Genomic DNA, 13,659 nt, shown 5'->3' with positions numbered 1-13,659 from the left:
CCTTAATGCCTCAATCCAACCGATTACTTCGCTTCGTTCATGTTATCTTTTGTAATCTTTTTGTAGGAAATCCAAACGTATTTACCGTCAGTTACATCATAGCCAGTTGTGTCTTTGCCAGGCGTTTTGCCTTGTGCCAAAGCTGTCGCTACAGCTGTAGTCGCTGCGCCTTGGTTCTTCGCATCGTTCAGTACAGTACCGAGCAATGTGCCGTCGCTCAGCGCTTGCAAAGCTGGAGCTGTTGCATCTACGCCGACAACCGGCATGTATTTACCATCTTTGAAGTAGCCTTTAGCTTTCAAAGCTTCGATTGCGCCAAGCGCCATGTCGTCGTTGTTCGCAAGAACAGCTTCGATTTTGCTTTCGCTGGAAGCCAGGAATGCTGCCATTTTCTCTTGACCTTTAACGCGGTCCCACATAGCTGTATCTTCAGCTACTTTTTCTACACCCAGACCAGCATCTGTGATCGCTTGGATGGAGAACTTCGTACGAAGCTCAGCATCTTGGTGACCTGGCTCGCCTTTAAGCATGACGTATTGGATTTTGCCGTCTTTGTTTTTATCGGCTTCTGGGTGAGCTTTGAAGTAGTCAACCAGCAGTTGGCCTTCCATCGTACCGGATTGCTCTGCTTTCGCGCCTACGTAGTATACTTTATCCCATTTTTTCATATCTGCTTCAAGCGGCTCACGGTTCAGGAATACAACCGGAATGTTAGCTGCTTTTGCTTTATCGATGATAACGCCGGCTGCCGTACGATCAACTGCGTTGATGGCCAAAGCGTTAACTTTTTTCGTAATGAAAAGGTCTACTTTATCGTTTTGAGTCGGTTGGGAGTTCTGGCTGTCAACGATATCCACGTTCGCTTTATCTTTAGCAGCGTCAGCAATCGCAGCACGAACGCCGGACATGAATGTATCGTCAAATTTGTAGATCGCCACACCGATCGTAGGTTTTTTGCCTGTATCTGCTGCTGGAGCTGCGGAAGCTGCGCCGCCTGTGCCTGCGGATGCTGCCGGTGCTGGAGAAGCTTGGTTATTCGCGCTGGAGCAACCAACAACGGAAGCCATCAGTGCGCCTGCTACTGCCACGGTAAGAAGTTTTTTCAAGGTAAGATCCTCCCTTAAAGATACGTGTTTTTATTTACATTCCTTACTATAATGGATCAAATGTTTAAAACAAATGCAAAATCCTCATATGTTCTATCGAAATTCTCATCACTTTACGAAGGGAAACAATAGTTTTTGATTATCCGACCAGAACATATTGTCTAAATCAATCGCTCTAAACCCTGTATCTACGCGATTAGCAATTTTTCTACCCTTCAGCGCGTCGACCGCATTCTTCACGCCCAGATAGCCGATGCTGAACGGATTTTGCACGATGGTGGATTGAATAACCCCCTCCTGCAGCAGTTCCAGTTCATCTGAGGTGTTGTCAAAGGTGATGATCTTCACCTTGCCCTGCAGCCCAAGATTCTGAATCTCATCGGCAACGCCGATCGATGAGATTTCATTCAGCGCGATAATCCCGTCTAGCTGTGGGAACTGCTGGATAATTTGCCACGTCAGCTGGCCGGCCAGTTCCCGGTCGGTTAAGCTGTATACTTTGTCCAGCACTTTGATATTCGGGTACTTCGTAATCTCTTCCAGCAAGCCTTGCTCCCGCTGTTCCGCGTTGCGCTCCCCTTGCTTGAAGCTCACGATGGCAATGTCGCCGCTGGCTCCGATCAGTTTCACCAGCTGCTTGCCTGCGAGCTGTCCCGCTTCGTAATTGTTCGCGCCGATGAAGCTGCGAATGGATTTGGAATTAACGGCTGAATCGATCGTGATAACAGGGATGCCCGCATGGGCCGCCTGGTCCACGACATCAGACAGATCGTTGTAATCGTTGGCCGCCAGCACAATCGCATCCGGACGTATGCTGATTGACTGCTCCACCAGGGCAATCTGTCCTTTCACATCCGCTTCGTCGCCAGGAGCGCGGAAATCCAGTGTCACGTCGAATTCTTTGGCGGCGACTTCGGCCCCCATTTTCACCGTCTTCCAGTAGTCCCCCTCTTGGCTTCTCAGCACAACTTCCAAGTGCTTTTTCTGCTCCGTCGGCGTCGGTTCCTCGCGTTGTCTCGTGCAGGAGGACAAGGAAACGGCCGCTACCAACGTAACGAGCAGAATGCGTCCAAGTTGCAGGTTCATAGCTTTCCCTCATTTCTCATTAAACTTCCTCCTCGAGCATCTTAGGAATCCAGATTTGCACGGTCGTTCCTTCCTCCAGTTCGCTCTCCACCGTAACCCCGTAACTAGCGCCAAAATAAAGCTTGATCCGCTCATTCACGTTGCGCAGGCCGACGCCGGAGCCTTTGGCGCTTTTGCCATTACCGTTCATGATGTTCTTCAGCGTCTCTTCCGACATGCCGACGCCATTGTCGCGGATCTGGAACAAAATCCGTTCATGCACGATCTTCACGGAAATCTGGATCAGCCCTTCGTCAGCCATATATTCGATTCCGTGATAAAGGGCGTTCTCGACAATCGGCTGGATGATGAGTTTTAACGTTTTGTAGGGCAGCGCTTCTTCGTCAACTTCGATCTCATACTCGAATTTGTCTTTGTAGCGCATTTTCTGGATGATCAGATAGTTGCGGATATGCTCGATCTCTTCCTGGACGGTAATAATGTTTTTCCCTTTGCTCAGCGAAATGCGAAAAAACTTCGACAGCGAAGTGATCGTCGTGACGACCTCTTCATTCTTGCCGCTGCCCACCATGCGCACCACCGAGTTCAACGTATTATAGAGAAAGTGCGGATTGATCTGCGACTGCAGCACCTCAAGCTCGTTCTTCCGCTTCACTTCCTGCTCGTGAATGCTCTGATCCATCAGCTCCCGCACCCGGCTGACCATCAGATTGAACCGGCGGGAGAGCTGCTCGACCTCATCCGCGCCGCGCACATGGATATAGGTGTCGAAATGCCCCTTCTCCACCATCTCCATCGACTTCTTCAACCGCTTGATCGGTTGGGTAATGCGCGCGGACATCAAAGCGGAGATCAGCAGAATAAAAAACAGTACAATAACGAACAGCCAAATCATGAACGTACTGATCTCTTTTCGTGTCGTCACGATCTCATCCAGATAAGAAACGCCGATAATTTTCCAACCGATGTTACTTACAGTTTTTACCACATTAAGTCGTGTTTCGCCGTCCGCGACATCCATATATTTGCCATACGAAAATTTCAACGCCTGCTCGACATTCTCATATTTCAGGCCGATATAAATGAGCTGCTGCTGCGGGTGGTACACAATATTACCCGCTGATTCATCGATGATATAGACATAGCCCTTTTTTCCAAGCGAAACCGTCCGGAATACATCATCCAATGTCTTGAAATTGACATCGACCAGCAGCACCGCATCCACCCATTGACCACCGCGCTGAATCGTCACCCCTTTGCTCATGGAAACGACCCACTTATACGGCTCCTTGAACAGATTCTGAATATGCGGCAGCGAAAAAGTAAGATGATTCGGATTCTCCAGCGCCGACTTAAACCAGGACTGATCGGTCAGCCGTGTATTGCTGCGCATGTCCGTATTGTTGATCCCGGTCACCAGCTGCCCGTCAGCGGTAAAAAGATCAATCGACACGATGTCTTCCCGCGTGCTCGCGATCGTGTTAAGCTGCTCCAGCAACTTATCCGACGGAACGCCGTGAGCCTTGGCGATCTTCGCGTCCACCACCTGGAATGTGTCCGACATGCCTTTGATGTAGTTCTCCAGATTGAACTGCATCTGCTCAATGATTTGCTGCGTATTCAAAAAAGCGTTCTCTTCCGCTGTTTTCGAGAACTTGTTATACAGCACCAAAGAGACGATCAGCATGATCGTCACGGCGATAAAAATAAAAGACAATGTAATCGTAAACTGGATGCTCCTGACACTGATCGTGTCAAGCAGTACGGTATACAATGCCTTGAATAGTGCTTTGATTTTTTTACCCAAGCCTTACACCCCTCTGAAACTGTTTCTGTACTCTTTCGGGGAAACACCGACATTTTTGCGGAAGCTGAAGCTAAAATAATTCGCATCGGCGTAGCCGACTTTCTCCGCGATCTCCAGTGCCTTCATATCTGTCGTCCGCAGCAATTCCATCGCCGCTTCCATGCGGATATGGTTTAAATAGTTGACGAACGTCATCTTGGTCTCTTTTTTGAAAATGCTGCTGAAATAACCTGCGCTAATATGCAGATGGCTGCACACCTTATTAATGGTGATATCGCCTTCATGATAGTGACTCTTTGTATAATCTTTGGCCATTTCCACCAAATTCTTATACGTATATTGACGGTCCGCCGCAATATGGTTCATGATGCCGGCACACAGCTCCATAAACCAATGCTTCGCCTCTTCCAACGAAGTAAACTTGTTAATTTCTGTAAAAGGCACGAAGTTCTCGCCGAACACCTCGTCCAAGTTCAGGTTCGCGTCCTTCGCCGCCTTCAAGATGCACGTCAGCATCTCGAGCAAGTAAATTTGGTAGTCCTTCACGGAAACACTACTCTCCACACCCATGAAGAGTTCATCCATCGTCTCTTTCATTTCCAAGCTCGTGCCTACCTTAATGCTTCTTATTAAGGCGTGCTCCTTGCGGTCATCGAAGCGTACCTTCTCCACGCTGCGATTCTCCACATCATCGATACTGATCATCCGGTTATTGCCGAGGATCAGCCTGTAATCCAGCGCCAGCTCCGCATCCTCATAGGAGTAGCTGATCTTGGTCACATCCTTCATCACAGAGCCAATGCCGACCGTCACGGAGAACTTCAAATACTTCTCCACGTTCTGGCGCACTTCTTCAAGCGCCTTCATCGTCTCCTGCAGGGCAATATCCCGATCACTGGCAGCCCGTACAGCTAATACGACAACCTGATCGTTATGCATGAAAACGAGACCGAGATTGCGTTTGCCGGCAATTTCCTCGGTAATATTCAGCAGAGCAAAATACTTCAAGGCCTGGTCCTCCGAATATTTCAATGAAACATTCGACGCCAGCTCGGCACGCTTATCCGGATCATCTTCCGCGATCAGCACACCGTCGATGCTGATGATGGCCACCACGAAGCTGCTGCCATCGAGCGATATGCCATAATTCGACGCTTTCTCCATCACTTCGTCTCGAGGCAGCTTGCGGTTCATCAGCGATGCAAGAAAATTCTCCTTCAGCACCGGCATACTTTTACGGTAATGCTCCAACAGCAGCTGCACGTTCTCTCGATGTGCAACTTCCTCCTGAATCTGCGCCTTCACCTTGAGCAGCGCATGAATAAGCTCCTGCGCCGAAAAAGGCTTGAGCACATACTCATCAATGTGCAGTTTGATCGCGCGCTGCGCATATTCGAACTCATCATGCCCGGTCAAGATGATGATCTTAATGGTAGGAAAGCGCTCTCGAATCGCTTCAGCGAATTCCAACCCATTCATAAACGGCATCTGGATGTCCGTTACGACGACGTCCGGCTGCAGCCTCTCTACCAGCTCCAGTGCTTCCCGGCCGTTCTCCGCCTTATCTACGACTTCGAAGCCGATCGCTTCCCAGTCAATTTCCTGGACGACCCCTTCCCGCACATCTTCTTCGTCGTCCACCAAAATCAGTTTGTACATATATATGAATATCCCCCTGCGTGTTTTCAAGAGAAGACACGTTCCGACAGTATCTGCTTCTTCAACAACATTGTACTAAGTGGTTGGGGAATACACAACCTTTTGCAAAGAGGGTGCCCCACAAGCTATAAAAATGGCTAAGGGGCACCCTCTTTCCAGTGTAATTGAAACGGCAAATCATATCACATTCGGGAGACACAGCTTAAAGTATAATAAGCCTGCTCCGACCCAGCTTCGCTGTAACTTTCATACAAGATTTTTGTAAATTTGCACGTCCCCTCAAAACCCGATTATCTGCTAAAATTAGGTAAACAGAACTTCACGGGAGGGGAACACATTGGATCTCACATCGATCGCAACCTTAGCTTCACGTATTCAGCATAATGTAGGCAAAGTCATCGTCGGCAAAGAGGACGTCGTGGAGCTGATGCTCATCGCGCTAATCGCCTCCGGGCATGTGCTGCTGGAGGACGTGCCGGGCACCGGCAAAACCCAGCTGGCCAAAGCGCTGGCCCGCTCTTTGGATGGCACGATGAAGCGCATCCAGTTCACACCGGATCTGCTGCCGTCAGATGTAAGCGGCATCAATTATTTTAATCAAAAGCTGGGCGAGTTTGAATTCCGCCCGGGGCCGTTATTCGCGCACATCGTGCTCGCCGATGAGATTAACCGCGCGACGCCGCGCACGCAGTCCAGCTTGCTGGAGTGCATGGAAGAACGGCAGGTCAGCATCGATGGAGAAACGCGCCGCCTGGAGTCGCCGTTTCTCGTCATTGCCACGCAGAACCCTGTGGAGAATCAGGGGACGTTCCCACTGCCGGAAGCACAGCTCGACCGCTTCCTGATGAAGATCTCGATGGGCTACCCGACGTCGGCTGAGCAGCTCGAGATCTTGAACATGTACCGGCAGCACGACCCCCTGGACCAGCTGCTGCCGGTCGTCAGCCGGGCTGAGCTGCTCGACGCTCAGCAAAGCTACACGCAGGTGCGCGTCAGCGACGACCTGCTGCGGTACATCGTGCAGCTCGCCGAAGCGACGCGCACGCATCCCGAGGCCGCGCTCGGCGTCAGCCCGCGTGGAGTCCGCGCCTTGATGAAATCGGCGCAGGTTCACGCGTCGCTCCGCGGCCGCGACTATGTCCTGCCCGATGACATCAAGGGCATGGTCAAGCCCGTATGGGCGCACCGCCTGCTGCTGCGCACGCGCTCGCGCCAGCAGGACCAGCAGGCGCAGGCGCTGCTGGATAAGATCCTGGCGGCCACTGCGGTGCCGACCGAAGTAAAGCTGGGCTAGCCGATGGGAATCAGCTGGATCGTTCTGATCGCTGTCGTCCTCGGCCTCGTCCAGCATCAGTTGTTCGCCCGCTTCGGCTTAGCCCGAGTGCGCATCGACCGCACCTTCTCCACAGGCCGTTGTCACGCCGGTGAGGAGGTGGTGATGGTCGAGACGATTGTGAACCGCAAGCTTGCCCCTGTCCCTTGGCTGCGCTTGGAGTCGACGATCCATACCGGGCTCCGCTTCGGCCAGCAAACGAATCTGGAGATCAGCAGCGGGGCGATTTTTCAAAATCATCGCAGTTTGTTCAGCCTTATGCCTTTTACAAAAATTGTCAGGCGTCATCAAGTACTGTGCGTTAAACGTGGATGGTATAAACTGGAAACGACCGCCGTTTCCATTGGCGATTTCTTTGGCCTGCAGGCTGCAGGCAGGACGCAGCGGCTGAATCTGGAGCTGCTGGTCTACCCGCAGCTGGCCCGCTGGGAAGACATCCCGCTTCCCTCCAGCCGCTGGCAGGGAGATATAACCGTGAAACGGTGGATCGTCCAGGACCCGTTCCTCACTTCCGGAGTGCGTGAATACCGTTACGGGGACACGATGAGCAGCATACACTGGAAAGCGACTGCCCGCAGCCAACGGCTGCAGGTGTTCAACCGTGATTTCACGGCAGACCCGCGGCTTATGCTGATCGTCAACAGCCAGATTACTGAGACGATGTGGGACGCGGTCACTGACCCTGAGCTAGTGGAACGCGGGCTCTCCTACGCCGCCACGCTGGCCGAATATGCCGTCAGTCAAGGTATTCCGGTCGGTTTCGGCTACAACGGCTGGGTGCAAGACGAAAGCGGCACACCTGTCTATCTCGCACCGGAAGGCGGAACGCCTCATCTCGAAGCTATGTTCGAGACGATGGCAAAGCTGGCAATATCGTGCTGCCGGACGTTTCATGATTATCTCGACCAATGGATACAAGATGACGGCTCGCCGATGGACATCGTGCTGATCACGCCTTTTGTAGCTGCTGATATCGAAGCCAGCATGGCCAAGCTGGAGGCGCGTGGGCATGCCGTAAGCATCGTGCCGCTGGCACATCACCTGACCGGCACAGATTTGCCCGAACAGGAGGTGCAGCCTTATCATGCGGTCAACCGACGCTAAACAGTGGCTTTACGGATTAGGACTCACCCTGTTATGGGGAGCGGCCGAGCTAACCCTTTATTTTCCGCTCGTCGTCATTCTACAAGTTCAAGCAGCCGGCACACCGCTGGCCTCGACTCTTCTGCAATACCTGCTTTCCTACATAGCAGGCTATGCAGGCGCAACAACACGACTGTTGACCAAGCGGCTTTATGAATATTTGTTTGCTCTGGCCGCTGCCTATGGTCTCTCCTGTCTCTTTCACGGTAACGACTGGCACGGTTGGGTCTGTGCCCTGCCTGGCGTGTGGGCTGTTTATCGCGGTAACCGCTATGCCAAAGACATCTCGCTCAACCTATTCCCGATTCACTTGTTTGCCATCGCCATTTGCCTTAATTTTATTGTTGTTCCCATCATGGGGCGTATGGGTGATTATCACGCGTGGATCGGCTGGATGAACGGCCTCGGGTTCTGCACTTTGGCAATTACTGTATTTACGCTCAATCGCATGCAGCTGCTGCGGGCTACGCTGGCAAGCGCCGAACACGCTGACGCGGCCTTGTCAGGCTCCGTGCGCAGAGCCGGCCGCTTGTGGCTCATCGTACTCCTGGCCGTAATCGCCGCTGTCGCTTACTTCCAGAAGCTGAAGCAGTTCCTGTCCGACATGCTGCACGCTTTTTTCATCTGGCTGTTCCGATTGCTTCATTCCGATTCGCCTCCCGAGCCTCCACAGCCCGACGCGCCGATGCAGCAGCCGTTCCCGCCGCTGCCTCCTGCGAAGTCTGAGCCCTCCTGGTGGGATACGTTTTGGGAGTATGCGAAGATCGCTCTCGCCTATGTTTTCATTGCGGCCGTTATTGGTTTCGCGATTTATTTCATCGTCACCAAACTGGCTCCCGTAGTTCGCCGCTTGATTCACAGACTGCTGCAACAAACGCGGATGAACCAGCAGCAAATAGAAACGGCCAATTTCACCGATGAAAAGGAAAGCCTAATTGACTGGAAGTCCGCTCGAGAGGCATGGTGGAGGCGGCTGACAGCGAAAGCTCTGCGCCATAAGGATCGACGCATCAAGTGGTCGGAGTTGACCGACAACCGTGAACGTATCCGCTATTTGTATGCTCTCTTAGTCGATCATGCCTCAGTACGCGGGTACACCTATAATCGAACGTTGACGCCTAACGAGAACAGGCAGGAGCTGGTGCATGAAGACCGCTTTCACATCCCCACGCAGGCGGTTCATGCGATTACGGAGGCTTATAACCAAGCCCGGTATGGAGACAAGGAGGTTCCCGAGGGGAAGCTGGACGAAGTGCTACAGGCTGCGCAACCGATTTTGCCCAAAGATTTGAAGGATTCACAAAAAAAATGACACCAAACACACATGCCTTTCCAGCAGGTGGAACATATTTTCAATTTGGCGCATATACATAATTGTTTGAATACGACTGACTGAGGTGGTTAAGGATGTTGGCAACAAAAACATGCGAAAAAGAAGAAGTTATGAACACACTATGCGAGATGGGCTTGGATCAAATCGCCAGATGGATCAGAGTGCTGCCCGAGGACAGATGGGAAAACATGTTCGTCGCAACATGGCCTACACTCGCAAAAAAATGCGGCGTTTATAGATAGCTGCATCTACATAGAAAACGGCAAAAATGATTAAAACGCTTTGCGCACATGCGGCGCAAAGCGTTCTTTTTTTATCGAATATTCGCTAATACGGCTTCGATATCTTGCCGGCTCATCTCCTCTTCACCGGCGAAGGTGATTACCGCATCCAGCAGCTGCTGTGCCCTGCCATCATCCATTTGCTGATCATAATATCCGAAATAGCCCGTAGGATCCCGCTCGATAAACTGCATATAGTCATATAAAGCAGGTATCGTATTCGTCTTTGAGATTTGCAAATTGTGAATGGGTGAGATGGTGCCGCTGTTCTCTGCGAGCCGCATGTTTTCCTCTGCGCTTGTCAAAAAGCTCAGCACCTCAAAAGCCTCCTGCATATGATGGCTTCCAGCCGAAATGGCCCAGCCGGAGGAATACCCTCCATAGTATTGGGTCGGATCACCCTTGCCGTCAACCGTCGGGAAGCGGAAGTAGCCAACATCCGTGCTGTAGTCATTGTAGCTGAACAATTTGCCGGCCGTCCAATCGCCCTCCAAGTACATGGCAGCTTTGCCGGACAAGAACATGCGTTCCGCAGCTGTCACATCCATGCCGAGGAATGACGGGGCAAACGCCTTCTTTTTAACGAGCTCGTGGAATCGCAGCCCGGCCTCGATAAAGCTCGGATCGGTCAAAGACTCCCGCTTCAGGACGCGCTGCATCGGCTCATCGCCACCTAAGCGGTTGGACAAATAGGCGAACCAATGAAGCAAGGGCCAGCGCTCCTTGCCAGCCGCCGCAACCGGCGTAATTCCTTTGTTGGATAGGACCTTTACGATGTTCAACAGTTCATTCCAGGTGGAGGGCGGTGTCAGGCCATTCTCTTGAAATAAAGATTTGTTATACCACATCACCACATGACGCACCGCATAAGGGATCCCGTACACATGACCCTCATAGGAGGTGCTTTGCAAAGCATCTTGGGCAAATTGCTGCTTATAATCGGGGTGGGCTTCCAATAAACCGTTCAAATCCGCAGCCACTCGGGATTGAACCAACTGCTTGAAGTTATCCCCGGTCCAGAAATAAAACAGATCTGGCATGTTTCCCGAGACCACGGCGACTCTTAGTTTATTTTTATACGTCTCCGACTCGTAGTAAAAAGGGACAATTTGCATATCCGTATGCGCTTGATTAAATTTCTGAATGCTCTCTTGCAAAGATACTTGCCGGGGATCCTTGGTCTCCTGAGCCCATATCGTAATTTTTACTGGGGGCGTGGCAGTCGGAAGAGCTTGATTTTCCGAAGGACGGAAGGACATGCAGCCGGCACTGAATACCGCCAACAAACAGCTAATTAGCCATACACATAGGAAGCGCATTACCCAGGAACCCCCCTTATCTTGCTATTCAGCATGATGATTCCGGTATTGATTCGGTGTCATGCCTTCAACATCCCGAAACACTTGCACGAAGTATTTGGAAGATGAAAAGCCGACGCAATCCGCGATTTCATAAATTTTCTTGTCGGTGGCATGTAGCAGCGATTTAGCTCGCCGCAGCCGGCTTCGGTTGACGAATTCGCTGAACGTAATTTTCGTCTCCTCTTTAAACAGCACAGATGTATAGCTCGGATTGAGATGAATATGATCCGCTACATCCTTAATGCTCAGTGTCGGACGGTGCAGCTCGGCTGTAATATAGGCTAGCGCCTTGCGAATCGACTCGTTCCGAATCTTCGCAGCCAGCGCCTCTTCCTCGTTCTCCGCTTCCGCCTGCTGTACATCCTGCTGGCGCTGACGAACGAGAATCTCTTCACACGCCGCCTGAACGGCTGTCAGCAAGCTCTCGTGGTCGAACGGTTTGAGGATGTAATTGATCGCGCCGAATTTCATGGCGGCTCTGGCGTACTCAAACTCGGCATACCCTGTCAGCAGCATAGAAACGATGGCTTGGCCCTCCATCTTCAGCTTCTCCAAGAGCTGAATGCCGGTTAATCCAGGCATCCGAATATCGGTAATCAGCAAATCGACCGGATGGCGAAGCGCATAGTCCAAGGCCTCCAGCCCGTTCTCAACAGCGTGAATATGCCACTCCCCTTGCGAATATTGCTGTAGCGCGTTGAAGACGCCTCTCCGGGTAGGGAGCTCATCCTCAGCGATTAGCACGTGCAGCTTCATCATCGTTCAACCCCTCATACGGGAGATATATGCTAACTTCCGTCCCCCATCCTTTTCTGCTGCTCAAGGTGAGCCCGCCTCTGTCCGGATAATGCAGCATGACACGGGATTTCACATTCGTCAGGCCGATGCCGCCTCCTGTCGTGCGCAAGGTCCCAGCTTTCGCCAAGCGTTTCGTCAGCAGCTCGACATCCTCCTGGGCCATCCCTTCTCCATCATCCTTGACCTTAATCTGCAGATAGACAGCTCCCTCGCTTTCAACTCGTCTCACATTCAGTACAATGGAGCCGCCTTGTACCTTAGGCTCGATGCCATGTTGAATCGCATTCTCCACCAGCGGTTGAATCAGAAGTTTGGGAATACGGATCATCTTGAAGTCGGACTCCATTCGGATATCCCAAGATAAGCGGTCGCCCATCCGGAATTTCATAATTTCCAAATATCTGCGGCAATGCTCGACTTCGCTGCTCAATTCCACCCAATCATCTCCCTCGGAATGCTTGATGGAATATCGGAACAGCTTGGACAGATGGAACACAAGATCTGCGCTCTCCGCATCTTGTTTGTCCCGCAATGTCCAATAAAGCGCTTCTAGCGTATTAAATAAAAAATGAGGATGAATTTGCGCTTGCAGCATTTTGATCTCCGCCTGATTTTTGAGCCTTTCCTTCTCATAAACCGTCTCAACCAGCTCATTAATTTCCCGGACCAGCTTGTTATACGCCGCATTCAAATCGTTCATCTCATAATTAAAATAAGTGACTTCATTCATCGTGGGCAGTGCAAAATGAACGCTGCGCATTTTTTTGCGCAGGTGCCCGATGGGCCGGGTAATCATCCTGGACACTACCCACAGAAGTCCGATGAACACGATGCCACCCGCTGCCAGTGCAAACAACAGCACCTGCTTCAGCACAACTGATTTCTCCGTAATCGTGCTGATCGGCACCAAAATATGAATCGACCAGTTAAACTGCCGGGAATGCTCGATAATATGCAAATAATCGCTGCCATTGATCTGCAGCCGGGGGTACATGCCATCCGTCTCCGACTGGGTGCCCACATTTAAATTCCTGTCGATCAGCATAGACGGCATGGTCGAGGCTATCAACAGCTTGTTATGGTCATAGAGATGCATGCTGCCGCCTTTTATCGAGGAAAAATCCTCATTAAAAAAATCGACGAGCGATTTCATCACTTTAATCACAACATAGCCGCCAGGAGAAAGATGATCCCGCTCCAGCCGGATTTGCCGAACCGCCAGCAGCACTTGGTCATCCTGGGGATCGGTGCCTGTGAACACTAGCTGTCCCGCCTTTAGTCTGCTGATCGTTAGCGGATCGTTACCGATGATATCGTCCAACTGGCGATTCGCCAAGGGGTAGAACGGATCATTGACGGAGTAAATAGCAATGTCTTTGATTATCCAAGACAAGGCGACAAGTTGATCAATGACAGGGCGGACGGACAGCTTTTGGTCGATGGGAATTTGCAGCCCCTGCTTAGAGCGGTATAAAAGCGATTGAATTCGCGCGTCCATCACGACTTGCAAACTAATCGTATCCACCTGCGACAATACGGCATCTACCCTAGCACTGGCTTGCTTGGCCGTCTCCCCCAAGTAGCCCTCCGTATTTTGAATAAAAAGCGCTGTTGTAGATTTATAAAGCAATCCTCCGCTCAAGGAGATCACCACAGCCATCACAAACAAAAAGCTGAGTGATATTTGCACACGCGTCCGGTTTAAACGCAGTCTGTCAATAAGCTTGTACATGGGCCACTCCTTAACGACTT

The 13,659-nt window shown here is 51.4% G+C and carries 11 protein-coding genes; 4 read left to right on the top strand and 7 right to left on the bottom strand.

The annotated features are described in order from the left end of the window. Positions 1 to 23: 23 nt before the first annotated feature. The 4 genes from O9139_RS14580 to O9139_RS14565 form a co-directional block, all read right to left on the bottom strand. Positions 24 to 1,106, bottom strand: a complete 1,083-nt coding sequence (locus O9139_RS14580) for a galactose ABC transporter substrate-binding protein (protein WP_270880199.1) — start codon at positions 1,104 to 1,106, stop codon at positions 24 to 26. Between the two features lie 108 nt (positions 1,107 to 1,214). Then, positions 1,215 to 2,192 (bottom strand): substrate-binding domain-containing protein, encoded by a 978-nt coding sequence (locus O9139_RS14575; protein ID WP_270880198.1) that lies wholly within the window; start codon positions 2,190 to 2,192, stop codon positions 1,215 to 1,217. 19 nt (positions 2,193 to 2,211) lie between these two features. Next, the gene (locus tag O9139_RS14570) at positions 2,212 to 3,999 is read right to left on the bottom strand and encodes a cache domain-containing sensor histidine kinase (RefSeq protein ID WP_270880197.1); all 1,788 of its coding nucleotides are present in this window, start codon (positions 3,997 to 3,999) and stop codon (positions 2,212 to 2,214) included. Between the two features lie 3 nt (positions 4,000 to 4,002). Continuing rightward, on the bottom strand, positions 4,003 to 5,658 hold the full coding sequence (locus tag O9139_RS14565; protein ID WP_270880196.1) for a response regulator: 1,656 nt from the start codon (positions 5,656 to 5,658) through the stop codon (positions 4,003 to 4,005). 337 nt (positions 5,659 to 5,995) lie between these two features. On the opposite strand from O9139_RS14565, the gene O9139_RS14560 reads away from it, so the two are divergent. The 4 genes from O9139_RS14560 (at position 5,996) to O9139_RS14545 (ending at position 9,709) form a co-directional block, all read left to right on the top strand. After that, positions 5,996 to 6,952, top strand: coding sequence for an AAA family ATPase (locus O9139_RS14560; protein WP_270880195.1), 957 nt, complete (start codon positions 5,996 to 5,998; stop codon positions 6,950 to 6,952). Between the two features lie 3 nt (positions 6,953 to 6,955). Next, positions 6,956 to 8,095 (top strand): DUF58 domain-containing protein, encoded by a 1,140-nt coding sequence (locus O9139_RS14555; RefSeq protein WP_270880194.1) that lies wholly within the window; start codon positions 6,956 to 6,958, stop codon positions 8,093 to 8,095. Further along, complete coding sequence (locus O9139_RS14550) at positions 8,076 to 9,446, top strand: DUF4129 domain-containing protein (protein WP_270880193.1); 1,371 nt, start codon at positions 8,076 to 8,078, stop codon at positions 9,444 to 9,446. Before O9139_RS14555 ends, O9139_RS14550 begins: the two co-directional genes overlap by 20 nt. 95 nt (positions 9,447 to 9,541) lie before the next feature. Next, on the top strand, positions 9,542 to 9,709 hold the full coding sequence (locus tag O9139_RS14545) for a hypothetical protein (protein WP_270880192.1): 168 nt from the start codon (positions 9,542 to 9,544) through the stop codon (positions 9,707 to 9,709). Positions 9,710 to 9,780: 71 nt separating this feature from the next. Here the strand turns inward: O9139_RS14545 and O9139_RS14540 are convergent, their stop codons facing one another. Genes O9139_RS14540 through O9139_RS14530 form a run of 3 tightly spaced genes read right to left on the bottom strand, consistent with a single transcriptional unit; the run spans position 9,781 to position 13,639 of the window. Then, on the bottom strand, positions 9,781 to 11,067 hold the full coding sequence (locus tag O9139_RS14540) for an ABC transporter substrate-binding protein (protein WP_270880191.1): 1,287 nt from the start codon (positions 11,065 to 11,067) through the stop codon (positions 9,781 to 9,783). A 24-nt stretch (positions 11,068 to 11,091) separates the two neighbouring features. Further along, on the bottom strand, positions 11,092 to 11,868 hold the full coding sequence (locus tag O9139_RS14535) for a response regulator transcription factor (RefSeq protein WP_270880190.1): 777 nt from the start codon (positions 11,866 to 11,868) through the stop codon (positions 11,092 to 11,094). Next, entirely contained in the window at positions 11,840 to 13,639 is a 1,800-nt protein-coding gene (locus O9139_RS14530) for a cache domain-containing sensor histidine kinase (RefSeq protein WP_270880189.1), read from the bottom strand. Before O9139_RS14530 ends, O9139_RS14535 begins: the two co-directional genes overlap by 29 nt. Positions 13,640 to 13,659: the final 20 nt, after the last annotated feature.

It is taken from the genome of Paenibacillus aestuarii, from assembly GCF_027789125.1.
Lineage (GTDB): Bacteria > Bacillota > Bacilli > Paenibacillales > NBRC-103111 > Paenibacillus_E > Paenibacillus_E aestuarii.
This window is presented reverse-complemented; position numbering and strand designations above follow the sequence as displayed.

Excerpts from the sequence above, each read along its gene's own strand:
- O9139_RS14530 (WP_270880189.1), bottom strand. The coding sequence starts at position 13,639 with ATGTACAAGCTTATTGACAGACTGCGTTTAAACCGGACGCGTGTGCAA.
- O9139_RS14550 (WP_270880193.1), top strand. The coding sequence starts at position 8,076 with ATGCGGTCAACCGACGCTAAACAGTGGCTTTACGGATTAGGACTCACC.
- O9139_RS14540 (WP_270880191.1), bottom strand. The coding sequence starts at position 11,067 with ATGCGCTTCCTATGTGTATGGCTAATTAGCTGTTTGTTGGCGGTATTC.
- O9139_RS14555 (WP_270880194.1), top strand. The coding sequence starts at position 6,956 with ATGGGAATCAGCTGGATCGTTCTGATCGCTGTCGTCCTCGGCCTCGTC.
- O9139_RS14575 (WP_270880198.1), bottom strand. The coding sequence starts at position 2,192 with ATGAACCTGCAACTTGGACGCATTCTGCTCGTTACGTTGGTAGCGGCC.
- O9139_RS14545 (WP_270880192.1), top strand. The coding sequence starts at position 9,542 with ATGTTGGCAACAAAAACATGCGAAAAAGAAGAAGTTATGAACACACTA.
- O9139_RS14565 (WP_270880196.1), bottom strand. The coding sequence starts at position 5,658 with ATGTACAAACTGATTTTGGTGGACGACGAAGAAGATGTGCGGGAAGGG.
- O9139_RS14535 (WP_270880190.1), bottom strand. The coding sequence starts at position 11,868 with ATGATGAAGCTGCACGTGCTAATCGCTGAGGATGAGCTCCCTACCCGG.